We start from the raw sequence: 25,386 nt of genomic DNA on the forward strand, positions 1-25,386 counted from the left end.
ATCAAGGGTTCCCGGCGGTGTCGTTCAGGATACGGCCATTGGCGAGTTCCAGACGGCGGTCGAGGCGTTCTGCCAGAAGCCTGTCATGGGTGATGACGATCAGTGTCGCGCCTTCCGCCCGGGCCAGATCGACCAGCAGGTGGCCGATGGCCTCGGCATGATCGGGGTCGAGGCTTGCGGTGGGCTCATCGGCAACGATGACGCCGGGCTTTCGCAACAGCGCACGCGCAATGGCCACGCGCTGCATCTCGCCGCGCGACATGGTGTCGATGGACTGGTCCGGTCGTTTCAAACCGGTCTTTTTCAGCAATTTGCCTGCCCGCTTGCCGTAATCCCTAGACATTGCGCGGCTGAGGCGAACGGGCAGAAGCACATTCTCGATGGCGGACAGACCGGGCAGCAAGTGAAAATCCTGCATGACGAGGCCGACATTCTGGCCGCGCCACTGGTCTCGTCTGGTTTCGGTCAATCCGGCAATGTCATCATCGCTCCAGACCACCTTGCCCTGGCAAACCCGCTCCAGCCCGGTGATGATATTGACGAAGGTGCTTTTGCCCGAACCGGATGCACCCGAGATTGCCACCATCTCACCAGCAGCAATGCTCAGCGCATCAATGTGAAGGACGGGTTTGGCAAGGCCGGGATAGGAAACGGCAAGGTCTTTTATGGTGAGGGACAGCATGGTCAGGACACCGCATATTGTGCGTCACGAATGCGCACGAGGCTGACGAAACCCGTTTCCGGGTCTGTCCATGAGCCGTGTTCAAGGATGCCGGTGACATCGATGGTCGTGCTCGGCTGGACGAAAGTCTGCTTTTCGGAGAGGTAGACGACGACGATATTATCCGGCCAGTCGGAATCGGACGAGCAGAACGGGCAGAGCGCCATGGGAATTTCCGTCAGCACGAAGAAGGCAGCTTCCGCCTTCAAAGGCGGCGCCATGAAGCCCTTCATGCGGATTTCCTTGCCGCTCAACTGCTTCAGCTTTTCGGAAAATTCCAGGCCCAGCACACCGATCTTGCCATACATCTCATCGAAGGTGAGCGGCGAGGGTGCCGCGAGAGACGGCCCTGCCCAGAGGGAAAAACTCGCCAGACCGGCGAGTTGAAGCGACTGCCTGCGTGTGAGCGTTGGGGAGGGGTGCGCCATGGCGATCTCCGATCTGACCTGTCCGGGTTAGTCTTAAACGAGATAATCCGGCCCGCAGGCTGCGAGCCGGATCATGATCAGCAAAAGCGGTGCTTACTGCGTCTGCTTTGTGCCGAGGGCGAATGTGTCGGCCAGCACGCGGTAAACGTCGCTCTGTTCCATGTAGCCCTTGAACTCTTCAGAGCCGGGACCTGTGGACTGGAGGACGACATCATCAACGGCGTGAACGCCGCTATCGCCATCCTTGGGAATGTTGCCCTGAACGAAGACAGCGCCTGGAACATTCTTGTAGGCTTCGTTGGCGATATATTCCTTCTTTTCGTTCTGGATTGCCGGAACGAAAGGACCATCCATCTTCGGACGGAATGTTTCGTAATGGTCAGGACCATTATTGGCGCTCAGGAACAGGCGACGGCTGACGTCGATCCGGTCAGGATAGCCATCATTGTTTTTGTCTTCATAGTTCGGGAAACCGGCTTCGGCATAGGTGCCGACCTTGGCGCGCATTTCATCGCCCGGCTTTTCGTCATCGACAGTGCCGATGATGGAAACGCCATGGGCGTGGTCGCCGGTAACGACGATCAGCGTATCCGGATTCTTGGCCGCGAATTCACGGGCAACGCCAACGGCCTTGTCGAATTCGATGGTGTCCATGACGGCGCGGTCCCAATCCAGCGGGTGGGACATTTTATCGATGTTGGCCGCTTCGACCATCAGGAAGAAACCGTCCGGGTTCTTGGACAGTTCACCGAGCGCTGCCTTGGTCATATCGACGAGGCCTGGCTGGTTTGGAAACTTCTCGACAGTGCCCTTCTTGAGGAAGTCGCGGTCGAGAAGCGTGTCCATGTTGCCGGTGTGGAACAGCCCAAGAAGCTTGCCGGTGTTGGAACCTTCAGCCTTTTCAAGTTCTGTCTTGTTGGTTGCGAGCGTGTAGCCTGCATCCTTGAACAGCTTGATATAGTCCTTGTCGTCCTTGCGCTTGGAACCGGGTGTTTCCTTGCCGAGGAAATAGGCCGAACCGCCACCGAGAGCCACGTCTGGCTTCACGTCCAGCATCATGCCGGTGATTTCCGCCTTGTCGGCGCGCTTGCGGGTGTGGGAAACGATGGCCGCAGGCGTCGCATCCTGTAATTCGGATGTGGTCACGATGCCGATGGACTTCTTCGTCTGGCGGCGCAGGGCCTCACCCAGCGTTTCGACCTTCGGGTCGTCAAGGCTGGAAGGCGTGCGGTCGCCATAAACGCCAAGAGCGTTCACAGGAGCCTTGTGGCCGGTCATGTAGGCAGACATGGTGTTGGCGCTATCGGTCGCGATGGCTTCCGTGGACGACGTGCCGATGAAAGCCATGCGGTCCATCTCGTCCATGTTGAGGCGACCGTTCGCCTTGCCTTCGGTCATGCCCTTGGACATGATGCGGGCAGCGGTGCGGTGCGCAACGGAAAGGCCATCACCCAGAAGGAAAATGATGTTCTTTGCCTTTGGTGCTTCCGGCGTGCCGTAAACGGTCCAGGTGACATTCTTGGTTTCAGAACCGGCAGAAACTTCGACCTTATAATCGCCAGCCTTTGCAATCTTGAGGCCGCGGAGCGTAACGGCCGAACCGAGGATCTTGTCTTCCTTGCCCTTTTCTTCCGCAACAAATGTCACGTCAGCGCCGAACACAGCCTTGTAATCCTGACCATTGACCATGATCTTGATGTCATCGGCCTTGACCACGCTCTTGAACTCGACCTTGAAGTCGAAAGGCGAGCCGGTCAGGATCGTGGCACGATCCAGGGGATAGACGGTCGCGGCCTGGGCAGCACCGGCAAGAACGGTGGTTGCAACAAGCATGGCGAGAAATTGGCGCATGAGAACCTCGCGGGATGGGTGTTTCGTTGAAGATGTACACGCCTATAGGCAAGGTGCATGACAACGACGTGACGGTTCACGCCACATTGCTTCGGGCGCTGAAAGGGCGAAGTTTTCGGCATTGCGATGCGGTGCGCCGGTATGGGGGTGCCTCAATTGGTTATGAAGGCTTCATTTCTTCATTTTTGCGCCCCTCAGCAGCGGTATCGCCTTGCAGGCAGAAAAATCGCTCCTTATATACCCCGCAGACCAGCAGAAATGCTGCCCAAACCGGAAGACCATCCAAGTCAAGGAGTTGTCAGTGGAATGCCTCCCGGGGTTCCGACAATTCGCTTCAAGGAGAGAAGAAAAATGGCAAAAGTAATCGGTATCGACCTTGGCACGACCAATTCCTGCGTTGCAGTGATGGACGGCAAGGACACCAAAGTTATTGAAAACGCAGAAGGTGCACGCACGACCCCTTCCATGGTTGCATTCAGCGACGATGGCGAGCGTCTGGTCGGCCAGCCTGCTAAGCGTCAGGCTGTCACCAATCCAACCAACACTCTCTTTGCCGTAAAGCGCCTTATCGGTCGCCGTTACGAAGACCCGACCGTTGAAAAGGACAAGGGCCTCGTTCCGTTCGATATCGTCCGGGGTGACAATGGCGACGCCTGGGTACAGGCACAGGGCAAGGGTTATTCCCCTTCGCAGATCTCTGCCATGATTCTTCAGAAGATGAAGGAAACGGCTGAATCCTACCTCGGCGAAAAGGTCGAGAAGGCCGTCATCACCGTTCCCGCCTACTTCAATGACGCGCAGCGCCAGGCAACCAAGGATGCAGGCCGCATCGCCGGTCTTGAAGTTCTGCGCATCATCAACGAGCCAACGGCTGCCGCATTGGCTTACGGCCTCGACAAGACCGAAGGCAAGACCATTGCCGTATACGACTTGGGCGGCGGTACCTTCGATATTTCCGTTCTGGAAATCGGCGACGGCGTCTTCGAAGTGAAGTCCACCAACGGCGATACGTTCCTTGGCGGCGAAGACTTCGACATGCGTCTGGTCGAGTATCTGGCTGGCGAATTCAAGAAGGATCAGGGCATTGACCTCAAGGGCGACAAGCTTGCGCTTCAGCGCCTGAAGGAAGCGGCTGAAAAGGCAAAGATCGAGCTGTCTTCTTCGCAGCAGACAGAAATCAACCTGCCCTTCATCACCGCAGACGCAACAGGTCCAAAGCACCTGACGCTGAAGCTGACACGCGCCAAGTTCGAAAACCTGGTCGATGACCTGGTTCAGCGCACTGTTGCGCCGTGCAAGGCAGCGTTGAAGGATGCAGGCGTCACTGCCGCTGAAATCGACGAAGTCGTGCTGGTAGGCGGCATGAGCCGCATGCCGAAGGTTCAGGAAATCGTCAAGCAGCTGTTTGGCAAGGAACCCCACAAGGGCGTGAACCCTGATGAAGTCGTTGCCATGGGCGCGGCCATTCAGGCTGGCGTTCTGCAGGGTGACGTCAAGGACGTTCTGCTTCTCGACGTAACGCCTCTGTCGCTTGGCATCGAAACGCTGGGTGGCGTCTTCACACGTCTGATCGACCGTAACACGACGATCCCGACCAAGAAGAGCCAGACCTTCTCGACCGCTGAAGACAACCAGTCTGCCGTGACCATTCGCGTCAGCCAGGGCGAGCGCGAAATGGCGCAGGACAACAAGCTTCTCGGCCAGTTCGACCTCGTTGGCCTGCCACCATCGCCACGCGGCGTTCCGCAGATCGAAGTTACCTTCGATATCGACGCCAACGGCATCGTGCAGGTATCGGCCAAGGACAAGGGCACCGGCAAGGAGCAGCAGATCCGCATCCAGGCATCTGGTGGTCTGTCTGACGCCGACATCGACAAGATGGTGAAGGACGCCGAAGCCAATGCCGAAGCCGACAAGAAGCGTCGCGCCGGTGTGGAAGCCAAGAACCAGGCCGAAAGCCTGATCCACTCCTCCGAGAAGTCGGTGAAGGAATATGGCGACAAGGTTTCCGAAACCGACCGCAAGGCCATCGAAGATGCCATCGCTGCGCTGAAGGTGTCTGTCGAAGCGTCCGAGCCGGATGCCGATGACATTCAGGCCAAGACCCAGACCCTTATGGAAGTCTCGATGAAGCTCGGTCAGGCTGTCTACGAAGCCCAGCAGGCTGAAGGCGGCGAAGGCGCTGGCGAAGGTCATAAGGACGACGTCGTTGACGCAGACTACGAGGAAATCAAGGACGACAAGAAGTCCGCATAAGCGGCTTTTGAAATCCAATTGATGCTTGACTGAAATCCGGCTGCCTCGTGCAGCCGGAAATCCATTTCCCGGGGCTTGTTATTTAATGGCGAAACCAGACTTTTACGAAACACTCGGCGTTGGCAGAACAGCTGACGAAAAAGAGCTGAAAAGCGCCTTCCGCAAACTCGCGATGAAGTATCATCCCGACAAGAATCCTGGCGACGCTGAGTCCGAGAGAAAATTCAAAGAACTCAACGAAGCCTATGAGACACTGAAAGACCCGCAGAAGCGCGCGGCCTATGACCGTTTCGGTCACGCGGCCTTCGAGCAGGGCGGCATGGGCAATGCTGGCGGCGGCTTTGGCGGTGGCGCAAGCGGTGGCTTCTCCGACATCTTCGAAGACATTTTCGGCGAGATGATGGGCGGTGGTCGTGCGCGTCGTTCCAGCGGTGGCCGTGAACGCGGTGCCGATCTTCGCTACAACATGGAAATATCGCTGGAAGAAGCCTTTGCGGGCAAGACAGCGCAGATCCGTGTACCGACATCCATCACCTGTGACGTTTGCACCGGCTCCGGCGCAAAGCCCGGAACGCAGCCAAAAACCTGCGGCACCTGCCAGGGTTCAGGCCGTGTGCGTGCAGCGCAGGGTTTCTTCTCGGTCGAGCGCACCTGCCCGACCTGCCATGGTCGCGGCCAGACGATCACCGACCCCTGCACCAAGTGCAACGGTCAGGGCCGTGTGACGGAAGAGCGTTCGCTTTCGGTCAATATTCCCTCGGGTATCGAGGACGGCACCCGCATTCGCCTGCAGGGCGAGGGCGAGGCCGGTATGCGCGGTGGTCCATCGGGCGACCTCTACATCTTCCTCTCGGTGCGGCCACATGAGTTTTTCCAGCGCGATGGGGCTGATCTCTATTGCGCGGTTCCGATCTCCATGACGACGGCAGCACTTGGCGGCACGTTCGATGTTACGACGCTCGACAACACCAAGTCGCGGGTGACGGTGCCGGAGGGCACGCAGGCCGGAAAGCAGTTTCGACTGAAGGGCAAAGGCATGCCTGTGCTGCGTTCCGCGCAGCAGGGTGATCTCTACATCCAGATCCAGATCGAGACGCCGCAGAAGCTGACCAAGCGCCAGCGCGAATTGCTGCAGGAATTCGAGACGCTGTCGTCCAAGGAGAATAACCCTGAATCCGCAGGCTTCTTTGCCCGGATGAAGGAATTTTTCGACGGCTGATGGCTGAAGCTTATTGAGTTCAAAAACGCCGCGCATTCGAAGGGATGCGCGGTTTTTTTATGCCAGGGCTAATCCGGTCCGATGTTGCGGAGCATCAGTGCCGCCACCATTGCACGCCACGGGATCAGCCCGCAAATCCGCCTTCTTCCAGAAAGGCCAGCTCTTCCGCAGTGCTCTCACGCAACAGAATGTCATTGCGATGGGGGAAACGGCCAAAGCGTTCGATGATGTCGCGGTGCTCGATGGCGAATGGCAGGTAGCGTTCACTAAGGGGCTCACACAGTTTGCAGCACAATTGCTGATCTTCCAGCTCTTCCGAATGCATGAGCGGAAGATAGAAGAAAATCCGAAGCTCGGGGTCGATCGTCATGTCGTGCCCGCGCTGAAGGGCCTCTTGCGTATAGAGTCGCGCGAGCGGATCGGTGGCATACATATGTGCGGTGCCGCGAAAGCAGTTGCGCGGAAACTGATCCAGCAGCAGGAGAAGCGCAAGGCTGCTCTCAGGACCTTCAAGCAATAGTTCCAGATCGCGTCTGGCAGCAGCAAAATGCGCATCGCGAAAGCGGTCATGGAAGGTTGCGTCGAAATTCGCGTCCTTGTCGAACCATTTCTCCGGTCCGGCCTCTTTCCAGAATGTCATGATATTGGAAACAAGCGTCTCGGGGCGATCAAGAGGCACGGCGCTCTCCTAAATAATGCAAATTAGTAATGTGGGGGCTTTGTGATGGCAGGGGCCTCGAGCGATTGCTCCTCGAGGTTCAGGAACCGGTCGGTCAGGCGATCCAGCTTGGCGCGGGTCTGCTCGACGACTTTCCACTGTTCGGTCAGCTGATCGGACAGTTCTTCGATGGTTTTAGCCTGATGCGCCACGGTTTCTTCGAGCGCAATGATACGGTTTTCGCTGTCGTCAGCCATGGTCACCTCTTTATTCCTGCCCTGCTTTGCCAGCTTTGTGCCCCGCAGACAAGGCAAAGGCCGGATACGATGCCCGGCCTTTGCGTGTTTCAGGGGATGGGTGAGCGATCAGTCTTCTTCCTGGAAGACCTCTTCGCGCTTTTTCTTGACGCTTGGCAGGAAGACGACGACGAGGACGGCCACGGCAATCAGCAGCAGCGTGGCGCTGATGGGGCGGGTGACGAAGGTCGTCGCATCGCCACGCGACAGGATCATCGCCCGCCGCAGGTTTTCTTCCAGCAAAGGCCCCAGCACGAAGCCCAATAGAAGCGGTGCCGGTTCGCACCGCAGCTTGACCAGCGCATAGCCGATGAGCCCGAAGAAGGCGACGGCATAGAGGTCGTAGACGTTGGAGTTGACGCTGTAGACCCCGATGGCGCAGAAGGCCATGATGATCGGGAACAATACATAGTATGGGATGGTCAGAAGCTTCACCCACAGCCCGATGAGCGGCAGGTTGAGAATGACCAGCATCAGATTGCCGATCCACATGGAGGCGATGATGCCCCAGAACAGCGCGGGCTGCTCGGTGGCGACATTGGGACCTGGAACGATGCCCTGAATGATCATGGCACCAATCATCAGCGCCATGACGGGGTTGGCGGGAATGCCGAGCGTGAGCAGCGGAATAAACGATGTCTGCGCACCCGCATTATTGGCGGATTCTGGTCCCGCCACACCGGCAATCGCGCCATGGCCGAACTCTTCCGGATGCTTGGAAACACGCTTTTCAACCGTATAGGAGGCAAAAGCCGCAAGAATGGCACCGCCACCCGGCAGGATGCCAAGCGCTGAGCCGATGGCCGTGCCGCGCAGAACCGGACCGACCATCTGCTTGAATTCTTCCTTGCTGGGCAGGAGGCCGCTGACCTTTGCCATCAAGACCGAGCGGGTCTTTTCACTTTCGAGGTTTCGCAGAATTTCGGCAATACCGAAGACACCAACGGCAACCGCCACGAAGTTGAGGCCATCGGCGTATTCGCGGATGCCCAGCGTAAAGCGTGGCGTGCCGCTATAAATATCCGTGCCGACGAGGCCGAGCAGCAGGCCAAGAACCACCATGGCCAAAGCCTTGATGATGGAGCCATGGGCAAGCGCGATGGAGGAGACAAGGCCAACGACCATCAGCGAGAAGTATTCGGCGGCACCGAAATTAAGCGCGATGGCTGTAAGCGGTGGAGCGAAGATCGCAACCAGAAACGTCGATACCGTGCCAGCAAAGAAGGAGCCAAGGGCTGCGACGGACAGAGCGACGCCCGCCTTGCCCTTGCGCGCCATCTGGTAGCCATCGATAGCGGTGACTGCGGACGAGGATTCGCCCGGCATGTTGATGAGGATGGCTGTGGTCGAGCCGCCATATTGCGCACCGTAATAAATACCGGCGAGCATGATGAGGGACGAGACCGGTTCCAGCTGGAAGGTGATGGGCAGCAGCATGGCAATGGTTGCCGTGGCACCGATGCCCGGCAAAACGCCGATCAATGTTCCCAGAATGACGCCGATGAAGCAGAAGAACAGGTTGTCGAGAGAAGTAGCGGTGGAGAAACCAAGCGCGAGATTATTAAACAGTTCCATCATGCACCTCAGAAATTGAGCCAGGGGCCGAAGCGCTGGAAGGGCAGACCAAGACCGTAGTCGAAGACTGCGACGGAAAAGACGGTGATGCCGACCGACAGGATGAGCGCCATCAAGGGGTTCATCTTATGCGATGCAAAGGATGCGATCAGCGCGCTGGTGAAAAGGGCAGGCACGAAGCCGAGGCCGCGCACGGTCATGCCGAAGATGATCGGCGCAGGCAGAATGAGGAAGATGCCGCGCCACGCGATGGGGCCTAGGGGCTCGCCCTGCACCTTGCCCGCCCGAACAAGAATGAGTGTGCCGAGCCCAACGAGAATGAGCGACAGCACCAGCGGGAAATATCCCGGGCCCATGCGAAAGGCTGTTCCCAGCTCAAGTCCATAGGATTGCCAGGCAAAGAAAATGCCGAGCACTATGAAGAAGGCGCCACAAACCGCCTCTGTTGCATCGAAAGAAAGTGATTTCATATTTTGGTCCCCCCGCTAACGAGTGAAAACCGGTGGCTTTTGCGGCCACCGGTTGGGTGCTTGAGAGCAGGCTTAGTCGGCGTACTGGCCAGCCGCTTCGATGACCGTCTTCCAGCGCGTGATTTCGCTTTCAAGCTTTGCCTTCAGCGCCGCAGGCGTGCCATCTGCCGCCGAAGACGGCGTGGTGCCGAGTTCAGCAAAGCGTGCTGCGACATTCGGGTCTTTCAGAGCGACCTGAAGCGACTTGGACAGGCGCTCATTGACATCGGCAGGTGTGCCCTTTGGCGTATAGACGCCATGCCAGACACCCACTTCAAAGTTCGGCAGACCGGCTTCAGCCGAGGTCGGCACGTTTGGCAGCACGTCCAGACGCTTCGGCGTGGTGACGGCGTAGGCTTTAACCGTGCCGCCCTGGATCTGCTTGGTGGTGTTGGTCGTCTGGTCGCACATGATATCGACCTGACCGCCGAGAAGATCGGTCATGGCAGGGCCGGTGCCCTTGTAAGGCACTGTCACGAGCGGGGTCTGAATGGCGCTCATGAACAGCATGCCGCACAGATGCGAGGCAGCACCGATACCGGCATTGGCAACGGTGACCTTGTCCTTGTTGGCCTTGGCGTATTCGATCAGGCCCTTGAGGTCTGTGGTCTCAAGCGTCTTGCGCGACAGAATGGTCATCGGCACTTCGGTAACGAGGCCGACATATTCGAATGCTTCGAGCGTGTTATAGGCCAGCTTGCGGTAAAGCGTGGCGCTGGTGGCCATGCCGATATGGTGGAGCAGAACGGTGTAGCCATCCGGATCAGCGGCGGCAACGCGGCCTGCACCCAGCGTGCCACCGGCACCGCCAACATTTTCCACGATGATCTGCTGTCCAAGATCCTTGGACATGGATTCAGCCACAAGGCGGGCAACGGTATCCGTCGGACCACCTGCGGCGAAGGGAACGACCATGGTGATGTTGCGCTGCGGGTAGGTCTGGGCAGCGGCGGACAAGGCAAACAGCGATACGGCAGCAAGAGCCACGGCACCTGTGACGGTCTTGAGAATTTTCATCTTTTCCTCCCGATGAAATATGGCCTCATCGACCGGCGCACTCCTATTGCGGTCGGTCGGGGTGACACACTTTGAATTGGGTCCTTGCGCGCACGCAATGGCGGCACAGAACAACCGTCACAAAAGCCGTCTTATTTCGGCCCCAATGGGTGGAAATCGAAACATTAGACATGGTGCATGGGTGGAAATCCGCCCATGGTCTGAGCCGCTGCCGTCAAGACAGGGTTTTGAGGTCTTCGCCAACGGAACCATGTTTGGTCAGCGCGTATTTCTGCATTTTCTCATAGAGCGTCTTGCGCGATATCCCGAGCGTTTCATAGACGGCTTTCAGATTGCCGCGATGCGCTGTGATCGCCCGCGCCAGAATGGATTTTTCGAACTCGGCGACCTTGGCCGACAGGCTCGCCGGGTTTTCCGACACCGTCTGCGGCCCGTCCGAAATGCTGCCATCCAGCCCCAGCACAAGCCGGTCTGCCGCATTTCGAAGCTCCCGCACATTGCCGGGCCAGTCGCGCATGGAAAGGCTCGAGACAATATCGGATGGGACATCGAGATCATCGCGGCCATAGCGCGCCGCGGCCTCGCGCACCAGCTGGAGGAAGAGGAGCGGAATATCGGCGCGGCGTTGCGCAAGCGATGGCACATGCACGGTTGCGACATTGAGCCGATAGAGCAGATCCTGCCGAAAGCGACCCGCCAGCGCCTCCTGCGCCAAGTCCGCCTTGCTGGTGGCGATGAATCGCACATCGAGCTCCACGGTCTCGTTGGAGCCGAGGCGGGTGATCGTACGCTCCTGCAACACTCGCAGCAGCTTGCCCTGCATGTCAAAGGGCATGGAGCCGACTTCATCGAGAAGAACCGTACCGCCACGTGCATGTTCGAACTTGCCATAGCGGGGGCGAAGCGCGCCGGAAAAAGCGCCAGCTTCATGACCGAACAATTCGCTTTCGATGAGATGCTGCGGCAGCGCTGCGCAATTGATGGCAACGAAGGGCTTGTCCGCGCGGGCGCTGACATCGTGAAGGGCGCGGGCAACGACCTCCTTGCCCGCACCCGTATCACCGATGATGAGCGTATCGGCATCAGCGGCACCAATGGCCCGGATGCGATAGCGCAGATCGACCATGACCTGCGTGCGACCGGGCAGGCGGGTTTCCAGATCATCGCGCTTGCCAGCGACGGCGCGCAGGCGGCGATTTTCCAGAACCAGCGAACGGCGGTCTATCGCCCGCTTGATGATGCCAGCCAGATATTGAACGCTGAACGGCTTTTCGATGAAGTCATAGGCGCCGTTGCGCATGGCGCTGACCGCAAGCTGCACATCGCCATGGCCGGTAACGAGAATGACGGGGATTTCCGCATCCAGCTCGCGCACCTTTTGCAACAGCGTCATGCCATCCATGCCCGGCATGCGGATATCGCTGACGATAATGCCATCGAAACTGTAGCCGATCAGCTCGAACACATGGTCGGCATTATCGACGGTGACGACATCCAGACCGGCAAGCTCCAGCGCCTGCGCGGTAGAAAGCCGCAGATCTTCTTCGTCATCGATTAGCAAAACGCGGGACGTGGTCATTCGGCAGCAATCTCCATCGGCACTTCGGCATCCAGCTCGATATCGAACCGCGCACCACCTCCGGCCAAGTTGGTGACACTCAGACGCCCGCCGAAATCCTTGACGATATTGTAGGAGATGGAAAGCCCCAGACCCAACCCCTTGCCCACGCCCTTGGTGGAAAAGAACGGATCGAAAATGCGCTCCATGATCGCAGCAGGCACGCCGGGGCCATGATCGGAAACGGAGAGGATGACCTTGGCACCCTCCTGACGGGCGGTGAGATCGATGCGTCGGTCCTCAAGCCCTTCCACGGCATCAGCGGCGTTGGAGATGATGTTGACCAGCACCTGCTGAAGCCGCACGGGACCGGCTTTCACCTGAAGAGGTGCCGGTCCCAAATCGACGCTCAAATGCGCATCCGCCGCCTTTAGCCGCGCATTAACTATTTCCAGCGTGTCGCTGACCACGGCATCAAGCGGCACGGGACCGAGTTTCTCGTTGGGTTTGCGCGCGAAATTGCGCAGGTGCTTGCCAATGGCGGCCATGCGATCAATCAGCACCGAGATGCGTTTGAGATTATCCGAGGCTTCGCTGACCCTGCCGCGCTCGATCAGTAAAGAGGCACTTTCCGCATAGGTTTTGGCAGCGGCGAGAGGCTGGTTGAACTCATGGGAGAGGGCTGCCGACATCTGCCCTAGTGCAGCCAGCTTGCCAGCCTGGATCAGATCCTTCTGGGTTTTGCGCAATCGCTTTTCGGTCTGCCGTCGCTCGGCAATCTCATGCTTGATAACGACATTGACGCGGGCAAGATCTGCGGTGCGCTCTTCCACCCGCCGTTCCAACTCAGCCTGCGCTTCCGCCTGGTGGACCAGCCGGTCCTGAAGCCTCTTGCGCCGCTGCAGCATGGCGGCGATGACAGCGCCTGCAAGGCAGAGGCACAGCACAATGGCGATCATGGTCGTCTGCACTTGCGTGCGCACCGAACTGGTGTCCATCAGCATATTGACCGTCCAGCCTGCATCCGGCATCGGCTGGGACAGAAAAATATACTCGCGGTCGGACTGTCCTTCGCGGATGGTCATCAGGTCATGGGTGCCGAAGGTGCTGCGGGTCAGGTCAAGCTGCGTGAGGTTGGCATTGGCATAGCGGCGCGAGCCTTCCGTACGCGCGATCCGGTCCGGCGTTAGCGGCTGGATGGCGGCGTAGAGCCATTCCGGCGTGCCCGTCATGAAGATGATGCCTTCGGGATCATTGACGAAAATCCTGTTTTCACCATTGCCGAAGGATGCCTCGATGCCTTCAATATCCACCTTGAAGACAATGACGCCCTTGATCTCCCCATTGAAGAGAATGGGGGAGGCGAAATAATAGCCGCGCTTGTGCGAGGTGGTCCCCAGCGCGAAGAACTTGGATTGCTGGCCTTTCGCGGCATCCTGAAAATATGGACGGTAGCTGAAGTTCTGGCCAACAAAGCTCGCCGGACCATCATAATTGCTGGCGGCAATCGTCTCGCCATCCAGCGTCATGATGTAGATATCGGAGGATTTCAGCAGGTCGTTGATGGATTTGAGGTAGATATTGGCGCGAAGCCGCAAGGCCTGATCCTGCGGGTGGGCGACAAGCTCCTCGATATCGTCGTGATCCGCCATCAATGCTGGCAGCGGCTCATAGCGGCTCAGATGCCCGCCAAGAGCCGAGACCGCCAGCCGCAGCGTCGTGCCGCCCTGTGCCGCAACTTCATCGAAATAGCTCTCTGCAACCAGATCGCTTCCCCGGGTCAAGGCAATGCCGCCAAGGCTGAGGCACACAAGCACAATGCCGATCCAGCGATATTTCACCGGTCTATTCCCTCCACATGCGGACTTATCAAGGTCCGCTCCCATGGAGAAGTCTAGAGCCATTCAGGCGCAAATGGAAACATCAGACCGCGCATATTTTCGTTGGCGCGAGAGAGGCGTGGCCAAAACAAAAAAGCCGACCCAAAGGCCGGCTTTCTCGAAAACTGTAGAATGCGCAGAAATTATGCGCTTTCCTTTGGCGTCAGAACCTGACGGCCACGATACATGCCTGTCTTCAGGTCAATGTGGTGTGGGCGGCGAAGTTCGCCGGAGTTCTTGTCTTCAACGTAAGTTGCGGACTTCAGGCCATCAGCCGAACGACGCATGCCGCGCTTGGACGGGCTTGTTTTTCTCTTAGGTACTGCCATTTGTGTAACTCCACTTGAGCGGCGAAACACGGGAACCAGTCAGAACAAAAGCCTGATATCTCATGTTTCTTTATTCGTAATTTTGGCGCGCTTATACATGCCTCCCAGGGCTTTGACCAGCCCCGGCGCATATTTTTTCGAGAATGTGCTGTTCACGTGGAAGGATCGTCACACGACCGCTTTCGAGCCTTCCCCAAGTAGGGCGGTGGTACCGCGATGACGCGGCTTCGTCAATGCGCCTCGTCCCAGTTGGTGGCGGCACGGGCATCCACCTTCAGTGGCACGCGCATGTCGATGGCAGGCATGGCCGCATTTTCCATAATGGAGACGACGAGGGGAAGCGTCTTGTCGATTTCGCCGTCCTCGACCTCGAAGATCAATTCGTCATGCACCTGCAACAACATACGTGCCGAGAGGTTGGCCTTTTCCAGCGCCGGTTCGATGCGGATCATGGCCCGCCTTATGATATCGGCTGCCGAGCCCTGAATGGGCGCGTTGATGGCTGCACGCTCGTTGAAGGAGCGCACCGAAGGGTTGGATGACCGGATCTCCGGGTAATGGATGCGGCGACCGAAGATGGTTTCGACATAGCCCATGTCGCGGGCATAGGCCTTGGTGCTGTCCATATAATCGCGAATGCCGGGGAAGCGCTCGAAATATTTCTTGATGTAATCGCCCGCCTCGCCACGGCCAATGCTGAGCTGATTGGCAAGGCCGAAGGCAGAAATGCCGTAGATAATGCCGAAGTTGATCGCCTTGGCGCGTCTGCGCACATCGGATGGCATGCCTTCCACGGGCACGCCGAACATTTCCGACGCCGTCATCGCATGAATGTCGATGCCTTCGGCAAAGGCGTTTCGCAGCTGAGGAATATCGGCGACATGGGCCAGAACCCGAAGCTCGATCTGGCTGTAATCGGCAGACAGGAGCTTGTGATCGGGCGTCGTGATGAAGGCGGTGCGAATCTTGCGGCCTTCGGCGGTGCGCACCGGAATATTCTGCAAATTCGGTTCTGACGACGAAAGGCGGCCCGTGGTGGTGGACGCCAGCGAATAGGAGGTGTGAACGCGCTTGGTTTCCGGGTGGACATAGCCGGGAAGCGCATCCGTATAGGTGGATTTCAGCTTGGTCAGCTGACGCCAGTCCACGATCTTGCGGGGAAATTCCGCACCTTCGGCGGCCAGATCTTCCAGCACCTGCGCAGAGGTGGACCATTGCCCGGTCTTGGTCTTGGACCCACCCGGCAAGCCCATCTTGCCGAACAGAATATCGCCGAGCTGCTTGGGAGAGCCGACATTGAACTTCTCGCCGGCAAGCTCGTAAATTTCGTCCTCATAGGCGGCGGCCTTCTGCGCAAGCTCGCCCGAAAGGCGCGACAGGATCTGCCGGTCGACGGTAATGCCACGCTCTTCCATGGCGGCTAGGACCGGAAGCAGCGGGCGCTCCAGCCGCTCATAGACCGTCGTCAGCCTGTCCGCTACCAGACGGGGCTTCAGCACCATCCAGAGCCGCAGGGTCACATCTGCATCTTCGGCGGCATAGGCGGTGGCCTTGTCGATATCGACGAAATCGAAGGTCACGCCGGATTTGCCGGAACCGGCCACATCCTTGTAGGCAATCGGTGTGTGGCCCAGCCACCGCTCAGACAAGGCATCCATGCCGTGCAGGCCCTTGCCCGCTTCCAGCACGTAGGACATGAGCATCGTATCATCAAAGCTCTGCATGGTGATGCCAAGGCGCTTGACCAGCAGATAGTCATATTTCAAATTCTGCGCGACCTTGAGGATAGAAGGGTCTTCCAGCAGCAGCTTCAACCGGTCAAGCGCATCGTTGAACGGGATCTGGTCTGGGGCAAGCTTGATACCATCGCTGAAAAGATCGCCCCCGGAGCCGGTCTTGTGGCTCATCGGCACATAGGCGGCGATGATATTTGCGCCGCTGGCATCCTTGCCATTATCGGCAATGGCTAAGGAAAAGCCGACCAGTTGCGCCTGCATGGGATCAAGCGATGTGGTTTCCGTGTCGAAGGCCACGACGCCGGTTTCCCGCGCCATGGCGATCCAGCGGTCCAGCTCCTCGACCGTGCGAATGGTCTGGTAGGAGGTCGTATCGATCTTGGATGCGGAGAAGATCGCTTCGCGCGAGGAAGCGAGGCCCGCAGGCGATGTGCCTTCCATTTTCGATGCGATGCCGGGTATGCCGACTGCACTTTCATCGAGCGAAATCGGCTGGTCAGCCGAGGCTGTTCCTGCAGCATCTAGATCAGGACCGCGAGCAAGCGCTCCGCGCTCGACCGCCACATGGGCGGCGTCGATGACGGCTGCGTCCGCACCTGTTGCTTCCGCAACGCGCCGTGTCAGCGTGGTAAATTCCATGGCCTTCAGGAAGGCGATGAGCTTGGGGCCATCCTGTGGCTCCAGCGTCAGGGCATCCAGCGCCATCTCAAGCGGCACATCGGTCCGCAGCGCTACGAGCTGGCGCGACAATCTGGCCAGTTCAGCATTGGCGATGATGTTTTCGCGCCGTTTCTGCTGCTTGATTTCGCCAGCCCGCGCCAGAAGCGTATCGAGATCACCGTATTCTTCCAGCAATTGCGCCGCCGTCTTCGGGCCGATGCCGGGAATGCCGGGGATGTTATCGGTGGAGTCACCGGTCATGGCTTGCAGGTCGATCATCTTTTCGGGCGCCACGCCCCACTTCTCGATGACATCGGGAACGCCGATCTGCTTGTCCTTCATCGCGTCGTACATGTGGACATTGGCGCTGACGAGCTGCATCAGGTCCTTGTCCGACGAGATGATCGTAACGTCAGCGCCGATGGCTTCGGCCTGACGGGCATAGGTGGCGATGATATCGTCTGCCTCGAAACCTTCGGTCTCGATGCAGGGCAGGTTGAAGGCGCGGGTCGCCTGGCGGATCAGGCCGAATTGCGGCACCAGATCTTCCGGCGGGGCCGAGCGGTTGGCCTTGTAAAGATCGTAAAGCTCATTGCGGAAGGTCTTGGACGAATAGTCGAAAATGACAGCGAAATGGGTCGGTGTGACCCCCACATCTGTGTTGCGAGCATCCTTCAACAGCTTCCACAACATGTTGCAGAAACCTGAGACGGCATTGACCGGCAGGCCATCCGATTTGCGGTTGAGCGCGGGGATGGCATGGAACGCCCGGAAAATGAAACCGGAGCCGTCTACGAGGAAGAGGTGATCGCCTTTTTTCATGGGAAGCATGGATAGCGTGGGCCATGGGTGCCGTCCAGACAAAGTTAACCTTGTCGACCCGCAACCCACTGTTTCCGAGTGGCTGAAACTCCTCCGAAGTGTTCACCTGAACGTTACAAATTTGTAATCCTGCCTTCCCTTGAAAAGCCTCATTTGGAGGCTCATTTCTTGGAGGACGGCGACTGATCACGCCGTAGTCTGATTGCAGGCATGTCCCCCGCCGCATCAGACCGGACAAAGGCCTATCCCCCCTCTCCGGGCCTTTGTCCTTCAACATAAACGCCATGGCTGTCCCCTCCCGGCCATGGCGTTTTTTTATGCCGCCGTTCAGGCCGGGCCTGCGCGCATGTTTCGCGAAAGCCTGCGTATTTACCCTATGGAAATGGACATTGCGGATGGCTGCCATCTGCGACCCCGGAAACGAAGAAGTGCGTTTTTCACGAAACGATTCGGCCACCTATCTTTCGGCACAATTGGCAAAGACCTTTTCGTCGGCGCTGAATGCACGCGCCCGGGCGCTTGGCTTCTCCCGAGGGCAATTTCCCGTGTTGCTGGAGCTGTGGTGCGAAGATGGGCTGACGCAACGACAATTGCTGGACCGGGTGGATGTGGAGCAGGCAACACTTGCCAACACGCTGGCGCGCATGGAACGCGACGGGCTGATCGAGCGAAAGCCCCACCCGCGTGACCGCCGCGCCCAGATCATAGAGCTGACGGCCAAGGGGCGGGGGCTGGAAGAAACCGCCATTTCCGCATCCATGGCAACAGATGATGCGGTTCTTGTCGGCTTTCTGAGGTTCGAGCGCCAACTTCTTCTGGAATATATGAGCCGGGCCATCGAGACCGCGAAAGCGCCTGACGCAAAAGCATGACAAAACGCGATGGCATGAAATGATTTTCCGGCTCGATACGGGAGCCGCTTTGCTTTATCCTGCGCCAATCTTCGCATGACAGGATCGCGTAATGACAGACATATCCCCCGTTCTCTCGGCGGTTGACGACAATCTCACAGCCAGCCTCGACAGACTTTTCGAACTCGTTCGTCTGAAGTCGATTTCGACAGACCCAAACTACAAGGCTGAATGCCGCAAGGCCGCCGAGTGGCTGGTGCGCGATTTGACGACGATCGGTTTCGATGCCTCGATCAGAGACACCGCTGGCCACCCCATGGTCGTTGCCCATCATGATGGCGCGCAGCCGGATGCGCCGCATGTGCTGTTTTACGGCCATTATGACGTCCAGCCGGTGGACCCGATCGAGCTATGGGAAAATGACCCGTTCGAACCCGCACTGAAAGACATTGGCGGTGGCCGCAAGGTCATGACGGGCCGTGGCACATCCGACGACAAGGGTCAGTTGATGACCTTCGTGGAAGCATGCCGGGCTTACAAGCAGGTGCACGGCTCCCTACCGCTGCGCATCACCATCCTGTTCGAGGGTGAGGAAGAATCTGGCTCGCCATCGCTGAAGCCATTCCTGGATGCCAATGCAGACGAGCTGAAGGCGGAATATGCGCTGGTGTGCGACACCAGCATGTGGAACACGGAAACGCCTGCCATTGCTGCGGCGCTGCGTGGTCTGGTCGGCGAGGAAATCGTCGTGACCGCCGCCGATCGTGATCTTCACTCCGGTCTGTTCGGTGGTGCGGCTGCCAACCCCATCCATATCCTGACGAAAATTCTCGCCGGATTGCATGACGAGACCGGCAAGGTCACGCTTGCAGGTTTCTACGATGGTGTCGAAGAAACACCGTCCAACATCAAGGCATCCTGGGATAATCTCGGCCTGACGGCGGAAGGTTTTCTGGGCGGCGTCGGCCTGTCTGTTCCATCAGGCGAAAAGGGCCGTTCGGTTTTGGAGCTGACCTGGGCGCGCCCGACGGCTGAGGTGAATGGCATCACCGGCGGTTACACTGGTGAGGGCTTCAAGACGGTGATCGCTGCCAAGGCTTCCGCCAAGGTCTCCTTCCGCCTGGTGGGCAACCAAGACCCTGCGGCCATCCGCGAAAGCTTCCGCGCCTATGTCCGCTCGCAGATCCCGGCCGATTGCTCGGTGGATTTCCATGAGCATGGCGGCTCGCCTGCGATCCAGCTGTCCTATGATTCGCCAGCACTGACGAAGGCCAAGAACGCGCTTTCGGACGAATGGGCAAAGCCCGCCGTCGTTATCGGCATGGGTGGGTCCATTCCGATTGTGGGCGATTTCCAGACCATGCTGGGTATGGATTCGCTGATGATCGGCTTCGGCCTGACCGATGACCGCATCCATTCGCCAAACGAAAAATACGATCTTCAATCCTTCCACAAGGGCATCCGCTCCTGGGTGCGGATCCTGTCGGCGCTGAGCGTCAAGTAACAAAAAAGGCGCCGTCCCGGGATAGGGGTGGCGCCTTTATAGAGATCAAGTCTCTTGAAAACAAAAAGGCCGGGCAAGCCCGACCTTTCATTCCGTTTTTTGCTTCAGTGCCAGTACATCCGTGGTCAAAGTGCAAGAAACGGCTTGGTGTTTCAGCGCGGCGACAACACTTGGTTGTCTCTCGCGTCTTCCTATACATGTTTGCGCTGCTTCGGTTAAGTTTTGGTTAACGCGTGAACTGCAAACATGCGATCTGTGACCAGATATTCAGAATATTCTGAAACACTCATGAAGCTGTATATCGGAAGGCGTCATACGGATTACAAGGCCGCCATCGAAAATTTCCTCGACGGCTGATTGCGCAGGGCGAGGATAAGGTCGAGCCGAAATAGAAAAAGGCCGGGAAGACCCGGCCTTTAAAGTCTGCATCATCGGTCTCAAGACCGATGAAAGCTCCAATTAGGAAGCAACGATGCTGTCAGCAGACATCTTGCCAGAGCGGCGATCCTGAACCAGTTCGTAGGTGATCTTCTGACCATCCTTGAGGCCGTTCAGGCCAGCGCGCTCAACAGCAGAGATGTGTACGAACACGTCCTGTGCGCCATCATCAGGCTGAATGAAGCCGTAGCCCTTGGTTGCGTTGAACCACTTTACTGTACCAGTCGCCATAACGATGTTCCTTCCGTTGGCAAATTACTTGTGCACTGAACGTCAGTGCGGGTGTTCTCGATTTTGAAGGAAAGATCGTCGTATGCGCCTGTAAAGACACCGAAGCTCTGGTCGTCAAACAAATATCGATGGCGAAACACCTAAAATGACAAAGCGGATAAGTCAAGTTTGTTTGACGCGCATCAGAACGAGAAAAAGCAGGCTTTACCGCCTTTTAAGCGAAGCCTGTGGGGGGTCGCATCGAGCGACAGGACTTGAAGAATGCCAGAAAGCAAAAACCCGGCGCGGGAGGAGGTGCGCCGGGTTCTTGATACTGACTGACAACTGGGAGGAGGAGTGCTGTCAGTCCAATCTAGCGACGCTGGGAGGAGGAGTGCATCGCTTCGATGTTTTGAAGATACAATAAAATTTGACAAAGAACAGGCCATACATTGCAGCGCAGCATTGCGCGTTTTGCATAGCTTTCTTTAGAATACTTGATTTTAAGAGCGGTAACGCCTAAAGATTGCGCATGACGATTGCATCCGTTCGAGACTATTTCGCGGCATACGCGCCTGATATCAACGTCATCGAGACGGATGAGAGCTCCGCCACGGTGGAATTGGCCGCGTTGGCACACAAGGTGGAGCCGGACCAGATTGCCAAGACGATTTGCCTGCGAGCTGGCGACACCATTCTTTTGCTCGTTACCGCTGGCACGAGAAGGCTCGACAACCGGAAATTCCGGGACCATTTCGGCACCAAGCCTCGCATGCTCGCCGGTGAAGAGGTGGTTGAAGTGACCAGCCATCCGATTGGCGGCGTCTGCCCTTTCGGACTGCCAACGGCACTGCCAATCTATTGCGACGTGTCATTGGAGAACCATGCCAAGGTCGTGCCTGCGGCAGGAGCAACCAATTCGGCTGTCGTGATCACGCCTGAGCGCATGGCGGAGCTGACGGGTGCACAATGGGTTGATGTCTGCCAGTAATGGCGGTGTTCCGGCGTTAGCCGGACTTAACCCCACCTTAAATCGCCGCATTTAAGCTTCATCTCGATAGAACCAACACCCGCAACCGCGCATGGCGCGCCTCTCGTTCACGGAGCAATTTCCCGCATATGGCAGGACCCGGTAAATCAGGCCAGCGTGTAGAACCTTCTTTCGGAGATTTTCACGAGTCCGGTGATGACCTCCGCTTGAACGAAGGCGACCGGATCAACGGCACCAAGGGCGGTGGTAAAAAGGCGTCCGCTTCTAGGCCTGAGAAACCGCAAAAGCGTGAGCGGGCGAAACCGCGCCGTGAAAGAGGCAGCGCACGTGCATCGCGAGGTGGCGGCATCACGGGCTTCATCCGATCTTTCACCTATTGGTGCATCGTGCTGGGCATATGGGGCGGCATCGGTGTTGCCGGTATTGTGGCCTATTATGCCGCGCGCATGCCCAGTGCCAGCAGCTGGACCATTCCCGAGCGTCCGCCCAATCTGAAAATCGTGGCGGTGGATGGCTCCGTTCTTGCAAATCGTGGCACGACAGGCGGCGAGGCGCTGGCGCTTGAGGATATGTCGCCTTACCTGCCGCAAGCCGTTATGGCCATCGAAGACCGGCGCTTCTATTCGCATTTCGGCATCGACCCGCTGGGGCTTGGCCGCGCCATCCTCACCAACATCATGAGCGGTCGAACCGTGCAGGGCGGCTCGACGCTGACGCAGCAGCTGGCGAAGAACCTGTTCCTGTCTCCAGACCGCACGATTGAGCGCAAGATCCAGGAAGTTCTGCTCGCCTTTTGGCTGGAGCAGAAATACACCAAGGATCAGATCATGGCGATGTATCTGAACCGCGTCTATTTCGGCTCCAATGCCTATGGTGTGGAAGCGGCGTCGCGCCGTTATTTCAACAAGTCGGCCCGGGACGTCAATTTGGGCGAAGCTGCATTGCTGGCGGGATTGCTGAAAGCGCCATCGCGCCTTTCGCCCGCGCGCGACCCGCAGGCAGCCGAAGAGCGTGCGCAGGTCGTACTGCAATCCATGCAGGATGTCGGTTTCATCACCGAAGATGAAATCAAGACGGCCATGTCGCAGCCGCCGACAAAGGCCAAGCGTTTCTGGTCCGGTGCAGAACACTACGCTGCCGATATGGTGCTGGACGAAGTCCGTATGCTGGTGGGCGATGTGAAGCAGGATCTGGTGGTGGATACCACCATCGATCTCGATCTGGAGAAGGAAGCCGAAAAGGCGCTGTCCAATGTGTTGAGCACCGAAGGCAAGAAGCTTGGCGCATCACAGGCGGCACTCGCCTCGATCGATGGTACGGGCGCGATCCGGGCCATCGTCGGCGGTGCCGATTATTCGCAGAGCCAGTTCAACCGCGCCGCCAAGGCCAAGCGTCAGCCCGGCTCGGCCTTCAAGCCCTTCGTCTATATTGCGGCGCTGGAAAATGGGCTGACCCCGAATTCGGTGCGCAACGACGCGCCGGTCAAGATCGGCAAATGGACGCCTGAGAACTACGATCAGAAATATCGCGGCGAAGTCACGCTCGCAACGGCGCTGGCCAATTCTCTGAACACCATCGCCGCCCAGCTGGTGATGGAGGTCGGCCCGGATCGCGTGGCCCAAGTGGCGCACCGCATGGGCATTGAATCGGACCTGCAAGCCAATGCCTCCATCGCGCTCGGCACATCGGAAGTGTCTCTTCTGGAGCTGACTTCGGCCTATGCCCCGATGATGAATGGCGGCTTTAAGGCGACACCGCACATCGTCAAGCGAATCACAGATCCGGACGGCAAGGTTCTCTATGAGAACAAATACGACAATCCGCCGCGCGTGCTGAGCGAAGCGATTGCCGCGACCATGAACAGCATGCTGACCGGGGTCATCAACGAAGGCACGGGCAAGGCCGCGAAGTTGAAGGGCTGGCAGGCGGCAGGCAAGTCCGGCACCACGCAATCCTTCCGCGACGCTCTGTTTGTGGGCTATACGAGCACGCTCACCACAGGTGTCTGGTTCGGCAACGACGACGGCACCTCGATGAAAAAGGTGACGGGTGGCGGTCTGCCAGCCAAAGCGTGGAAGGAATTCATGACGGCGGCCCATTCCGGCCTCTCGCCATCTCCGCTCTTTGGTCTTGGCAACTATGGTGAACCCGAGCTTGGCCAGCCCATGGCCAACGCGCCGGAAGCCCTGCCACAAACGCTGACCGATATGATCTCCAATGCATTGGGCGGCAGCCAGGCTCCGGTGCCGCCAGACTATCCGGCAGCCCCTGTCGGGCGCGACCAGACAGCCTCCAACCCACAATATCCGCCGGTCGATGCGCCATCCCAGCAGTTTCCCCGGCAGCAGCCCTATGATGGCGGACCGGTACCGCCAGCCGATATTGGCGGCGGCGGTGGGCAGCAAAGGGAGGCTGCACCCAAGCAGACGACCCTGTTCGATATCCTGATGGGCAACTGACCTAGGAAATATTGACAATGCCTCCGCCGGACAGTCTTGATCGTACCGGAAACAGAGGCATGGGGATTATCGATGATAGTGGGTGACTGCCGTGTTTTCGCAATCGAAAGCGAGATAACTGAGGCTATAGAAAGTCTTTCCCAACTAGCTTTGGTTTTTTTCGTGGTCTACGTCGGCGGACGAGCTTTCGGGGTCAGGCGGCCCGATGCGTCAATGTTTGCATGCTCATTCAACGAAGTTGAACGTAGGTTGGGACGGCGCGGCATGCATGTGTCTCCTATTCCGCCCGATGTTCCAGCGTCTGAGGTTGCTGCAGCATACCTTGATGCTTTCTATCGAGATGAGACCCGGTCGGATTGCTTCGGGCTTTCGCAGCAGCAATTCGTCGATGGCTTGCTAGCCAGCGGGGCGATATGGGCTCCGGATGGGGATGAGGCCTTTGATGATGGAAGCCACATTCTGCAATTCGATGTAGGTGATCGCGTGCGCATTATCGCATTTTTGAATACACAAGCGCCCGACGATTTTGCTCAAACCATCTGCGAGGAATGGATGAATGCCGATCTTTTCTATGCCATTGTTTCTGGCTGGAAGACATTATTCGCCGTGGAGCGAACAAGTCTGCTGGAGGCGAAAGCCACTCGCTCGCCTGCTGTTGGACGTAGGATTCCCAAATAGAAAGAATAATGATTCAACACTGCTTTTTGGATGCGATGCGACCTGACTTTAACGACAGGACCTTGAACATCGCCATTCAAGAATGAAACGCTTTGGTTGCTGAGAAACGGTCGTCCAAACAGCAAAAAGCCCGGTCGAGCCGGGCTTTTCTTGTATCAGTTGATGACTTCAGGTGCCGCATTTGGATCCGGCAACGGTGCCGGGCTGGCAGAGAGCGTTCTGAGATACGCGATGAGATCGGCGCGCTCGGTTTCCTTCTTGATACCTGCAAAGCCCATGGCCGTGCCTGCAACATGCTTCTTGGGTGCTTCGATGAAGTAGCTGAGGTGGTCATAATCCCACTTCACGGTGCCGCCCTTGGAGAAATCCTTCATGGCTGCCGAATAGCTGAAGCCTTCGTGGCTGGCGATGGGGCGGTTCACGATTTCGAAGAGATTGGGGCCGACCTTGTTGGCGCCTCCGCTCTCCCCGGTGTGACAGCTCGCACATTTCTTGAAGGCCGTTTCGCCCTTGGCAGCGTCGGCGCTGGCCAGCAGCTTGGCAATAGGAGTGGCAGCGGCCGCAGGTTCACCGGCAGCACTATCAGCGCTCGTTTCGGCAACAATGGCAAAACCTTCCTTTTCCGGTGCCGGCGCGTGGAAAATTCCCTCGGACGCGATCGATACCGACATCAGGACGAAGATCGTGCCCAAGAGGGCGCCGACCGCCATGTTAACACGTGAATTCATTGATTTGCGCTC

Annotated in this window: 21 protein-coding genes; 7 read left to right on the forward strand and 14 right to left on the reverse strand. The window is 58.0% G+C overall.

Translation table 11 applies throughout. The features are described 5' to 3' along the window. Nucleotide 1: 1 nt before the first annotated feature. From ACQZ51_RS00300 to ACQZ51_RS00310, 3 genes are all read right to left on the reverse strand, one after another. Nucleotides 2–682 (reverse strand): ABC transporter ATP-binding protein, encoded by a 681-nt coding sequence (locus tag ACQZ51_RS00300; RefSeq protein ID WP_448774401.1) that lies wholly within the window; start codon nt 680–682, stop codon nt 2–4. Nucleotides 683–684: 2 nt separating this feature from the next. Continuing rightward, nucleotides 685–1,149 (reverse strand): hypothetical protein, encoded by a 465-nt coding sequence (locus ACQZ51_RS00305; protein ID WP_448774403.1) that lies wholly within the window; start codon nt 1,147–1,149, stop codon nt 685–687. Nucleotides 1,150–1,242: 93 nt separating this feature from the next. Next, complete coding sequence (locus ACQZ51_RS00310; RefSeq protein ID WP_448774405.1) at nt 1,243–3,000, reverse strand: alkaline phosphatase; 1,758 nt, start codon at nt 2,998–3,000, stop codon at nt 1,243–1,245. Between the two features lie 351 nt (nt 3,001–3,351). Here ACQZ51_RS00310 and dnaK point away from each other — a divergent pair, with 351 nt between their 5' ends. Both dnaK and dnaJ read left to right on the forward strand, forming a co-directional pair. Beyond that, nucleotides 3,352–5,256, forward strand: coding sequence for a molecular chaperone DnaK (gene dnaK / locus ACQZ51_RS00315; protein ID WP_042616167.1), 1,905 nt, complete (start codon nt 3,352–3,354; stop codon nt 5,254–5,256). 85 nt (nt 5,257–5,341) lie between these two features. Beyond that, a complete protein-coding gene (gene dnaJ / locus ACQZ51_RS00320) occupies nt 5,342–6,475 on the forward strand; it encodes a molecular chaperone DnaJ (RefSeq protein WP_042616168.1) in 1,134 nt (377 codons plus the stop codon). A 124-nt stretch (nt 6,476–6,599) separates the two neighbouring features. On the opposite strand, the gene ACQZ51_RS00325 is transcribed toward dnaJ, so the two are convergent. The 9 genes from ACQZ51_RS00325 to polA form a co-directional block, all read right to left on the reverse strand. Continuing rightward, complete coding sequence (locus tag ACQZ51_RS00325) at nt 6,600–7,115, reverse strand: DUF924 family protein (RefSeq protein ID WP_448775686.1); 516 nt, start codon at nt 7,113–7,115, stop codon at nt 6,600–6,602. A gap of 62 nt (nt 7,116–7,177) precedes the next feature. Then, on the reverse strand, nt 7,178–7,390 hold the full coding sequence (locus ACQZ51_RS00330; protein ID WP_042616170.1) for a SlyX family protein: 213 nt from the start codon (nt 7,388–7,390) through the stop codon (nt 7,178–7,180). A gap of 108 nt (nt 7,391–7,498) precedes the next feature. Next, the gene (locus ACQZ51_RS00335; protein ID WP_192063140.1) at nt 7,499–9,004 is read right to left on the reverse strand and encodes a tripartite tricarboxylate transporter permease; all 1,506 of its coding nucleotides are present in this window, start codon (nt 9,002–9,004) and stop codon (nt 7,499–7,501) included. Nucleotides 9,005–9,012: 8 nt separating this feature from the next. Beyond that, nucleotides 9,013–9,474: a tripartite tricarboxylate transporter TctB family protein gene (locus ACQZ51_RS00340; RefSeq protein ID WP_448774408.1), complete on the reverse strand. Its 462-nt coding sequence runs from the start codon at nt 9,472–9,474 to the stop codon at nt 9,013–9,015. Between the two features lie 72 nt (nt 9,475–9,546). Continuing rightward, on the reverse strand, nt 9,547–10,530 hold the full coding sequence (locus ACQZ51_RS00345) for a tripartite tricarboxylate transporter substrate-binding protein (RefSeq protein WP_448774410.1): 984 nt from the start codon (nt 10,528–10,530) through the stop codon (nt 9,547–9,549). A 214-nt stretch (nt 10,531–10,744) separates the two neighbouring features. After that, nucleotides 10,745–12,109, reverse strand: a complete 1,365-nt coding sequence (locus ACQZ51_RS00350) for a sigma-54-dependent transcriptional regulator (protein WP_448774411.1) — start codon at nt 12,107–12,109, stop codon at nt 10,745–10,747. Beyond that, nucleotides 12,106–13,929, reverse strand: coding sequence for a sensor histidine kinase (locus tag ACQZ51_RS00355; RefSeq protein ID WP_448774413.1), 1,824 nt, complete (start codon nt 13,927–13,929; stop codon nt 12,106–12,108). The genes ACQZ51_RS00350 and ACQZ51_RS00355 overlap by 4 nt, the downstream gene beginning before the upstream one ends. Before the next feature lie 182 nt (nt 13,930–14,111). After that, nucleotides 14,112–14,297, reverse strand: a complete 186-nt coding sequence (gene rpmF, locus ACQZ51_RS00360; RefSeq protein WP_003507205.1) for a 50S ribosomal protein L32 — start codon at nt 14,295–14,297, stop codon at nt 14,112–14,114. Nucleotides 14,298–14,527: 230 nt separating this feature from the next. Further along, the gene (gene polA / locus ACQZ51_RS00365) at nt 14,528–17,515 is read right to left on the reverse strand and encodes a DNA polymerase I (RefSeq protein WP_448774415.1); all 2,988 of its coding nucleotides are present in this window, start codon (nt 17,513–17,515) and stop codon (nt 14,528–14,530) included. Between the two features lie 395 nt (nt 17,516–17,910). Between polA and ACQZ51_RS00370 the strand changes: the two genes are divergently transcribed. Beyond that, nucleotides 17,911–18,387 (forward strand): MarR family winged helix-turn-helix transcriptional regulator, encoded by a 477-nt coding sequence (locus tag ACQZ51_RS00370; protein ID WP_448774416.1) that lies wholly within the window; start codon nt 17,911–17,913, stop codon nt 18,385–18,387. Nucleotides 18,388–18,478: 91 nt separating this feature from the next. Then, the gene (locus ACQZ51_RS00375; RefSeq protein WP_448774418.1) at nt 18,479–19,870 is read left to right on the forward strand and encodes a M20/M25/M40 family metallo-hydrolase; all 1,392 of its coding nucleotides are present in this window, start codon (nt 18,479–18,481) and stop codon (nt 19,868–19,870) included. A gap of 459 nt (nt 19,871–20,329) precedes the next feature. On the opposite strand, the gene ACQZ51_RS00380 is transcribed toward ACQZ51_RS00375, so the two are convergent. Continuing rightward, nucleotides 20,330–20,539: a cold-shock protein gene (locus ACQZ51_RS00380; protein ID WP_042616177.1), complete on the reverse strand. Its 210-nt coding sequence runs from the start codon at nt 20,537–20,539 to the stop codon at nt 20,330–20,332. 511 nt (nt 20,540–21,050) lie between these two features. Here ACQZ51_RS00380 and ACQZ51_RS00385 point away from each other — a divergent pair. The 3 genes from ACQZ51_RS00385 (at nt 21,051) to ACQZ51_RS00395 (ending at nt 24,646) form a co-directional block, all read left to right on the forward strand. Next, nucleotides 21,051–21,509 carry a YbaK/EbsC family protein gene (locus tag ACQZ51_RS00385; RefSeq protein WP_448774419.1) on the forward strand — a complete coding sequence of 153 codons (459 nt, stop codon included), beginning with the start codon at nt 21,051–21,053 and terminating at the stop codon, nt 21,507–21,509. Between the two features lie 128 nt (nt 21,510–21,637). Beyond that, nucleotides 21,638–23,968, forward strand: coding sequence for a PBP1A family penicillin-binding protein (locus ACQZ51_RS00390; RefSeq protein ID WP_448774421.1), 2,331 nt, complete (start codon nt 21,638–21,640; stop codon nt 23,966–23,968). Nucleotides 23,969–24,040: 72 nt separating this feature from the next. Beyond that, entirely contained in the window at nt 24,041–24,646 is a 606-nt protein-coding gene (locus ACQZ51_RS00395) for an Imm42 family immunity protein (RefSeq protein ID WP_448774423.1), read from the forward strand. A gap of 155 nt (nt 24,647–24,801) precedes the next feature. Here the strand turns inward: ACQZ51_RS00395 and ACQZ51_RS00400 are convergent, their stop codons facing one another. Beyond that, entirely contained in the window at nt 24,802–25,374 is a 573-nt protein-coding gene (locus ACQZ51_RS00400; RefSeq protein ID WP_448774424.1) for a c-type cytochrome, read from the reverse strand. Nucleotides 25,375–25,386 lie beyond the last annotated feature (12 nt).

It is taken from the genome of Agrobacterium sp. CG674, assembly GCF_053521645.1.

What these genes read in the sequence shown, in the direction of transcription:
- ACQZ51_RS00400 (WP_448774424.1), bottom strand. Translation starts at nt 25,374, where the DNA reads ATGAATTCACGTGTTAACATGGCGGTCGGCGCCCTCTTGGGCACGATC.
- ACQZ51_RS00395 (WP_448774423.1), top strand. Translation starts at nt 24,041, where the DNA reads ATGATAGTGGGTGACTGCCGTGTTTTCGCAATCGAAAGCGAGATAACT.
- ACQZ51_RS00375 (WP_448774418.1), top strand. Translation starts at nt 18,479, where the DNA reads ATGACAGACATATCCCCCGTTCTCTCGGCGGTTGACGACAATCTCACA.
- ACQZ51_RS00325 (WP_448775686.1), bottom strand. Translation starts at nt 7,115, where the DNA reads ATGACATTCTGGAAAGAGGCCGGACCGGAGAAATGGTTCGACAAGGAC.
- ACQZ51_RS00310 (WP_448774405.1), bottom strand. Translation starts at nt 3,000, where the DNA reads ATGCGCCAATTTCTCGCCATGCTTGTTGCAACCACCGTTCTTGCCGGT.
- ACQZ51_RS00390 (WP_448774421.1), top strand. Translation starts at nt 21,638, where the DNA reads ATGGCAGGACCCGGTAAATCAGGCCAGCGTGTAGAACCTTCTTTCGGA.
- ACQZ51_RS00345 (WP_448774410.1), bottom strand. Translation starts at nt 10,530, where the DNA reads ATGAAAATTCTCAAGACCGTCACAGGTGCCGTGGCTCTTGCTGCCGTA.
- dnaK (WP_042616167.1), top strand. Translation starts at nt 3,352, where the DNA reads ATGGCAAAAGTAATCGGTATCGACCTTGGCACGACCAATTCCTGCGTT.
- ACQZ51_RS00385 (WP_448774419.1), top strand. Translation starts at nt 21,051, where the DNA reads ATGACGATTGCATCCGTTCGAGACTATTTCGCGGCATACGCGCCTGAT.
- ACQZ51_RS00335 (WP_192063140.1), bottom strand. Translation starts at nt 9,004, where the DNA reads ATGGAACTGTTTAATAATCTCGCGCTTGGTTTCTCCACCGCTACTTCT.
- ACQZ51_RS00305 (WP_448774403.1), bottom strand. Translation starts at nt 1,149, where the DNA reads ATGGCGCACCCCTCCCCAACGCTCACACGCAGGCAGTCGCTTCAACTC.
- ACQZ51_RS00340 (WP_448774408.1), bottom strand. Translation starts at nt 9,474, where the DNA reads ATGAAATCACTTTCTTTCGATGCAACAGAGGCGGTTTGTGGCGCCTTC.
- polA (WP_448774415.1), bottom strand. Translation starts at nt 17,515, where the DNA reads ATGAAAAAAGGCGATCACCTCTTCCTCGTAGACGGCTCCGGTTTCATT.
- ACQZ51_RS00370 (WP_448774416.1), top strand. Translation starts at nt 17,911, where the DNA reads ATGGCTGCCATCTGCGACCCCGGAAACGAAGAAGTGCGTTTTTCACGA.
- ACQZ51_RS00330 (WP_042616170.1), bottom strand. Translation starts at nt 7,390, where the DNA reads ATGGCTGACGACAGCGAAAACCGTATCATTGCGCTCGAAGAAACCGTG.
- ACQZ51_RS00300 (WP_448774401.1), bottom strand. Translation starts at nt 682, where the DNA reads ATGCTGTCCCTCACCATAAAAGACCTTGCCGTTTCCTATCCCGGCCTT.
- ACQZ51_RS00380 (WP_042616177.1), bottom strand. Translation starts at nt 20,539, where the DNA reads ATGGCGACTGGTACAGTAAAGTGGTTCAACGCAACCAAGGGCTACGGC.
- dnaJ (WP_042616168.1), top strand. Translation starts at nt 5,342, where the DNA reads ATGGCGAAACCAGACTTTTACGAAACACTCGGCGTTGGCAGAACAGCT.
- ACQZ51_RS00350 (WP_448774411.1), bottom strand. Translation starts at nt 12,109, where the DNA reads ATGACCACGTCCCGCGTTTTGCTAATCGATGACGAAGAAGATCTGCGG.
- rpmF (WP_003507205.1), bottom strand. Translation starts at nt 14,297, where the DNA reads ATGGCAGTACCTAAGAGAAAAACAAGCCCGTCCAAGCGCGGCATGCGT.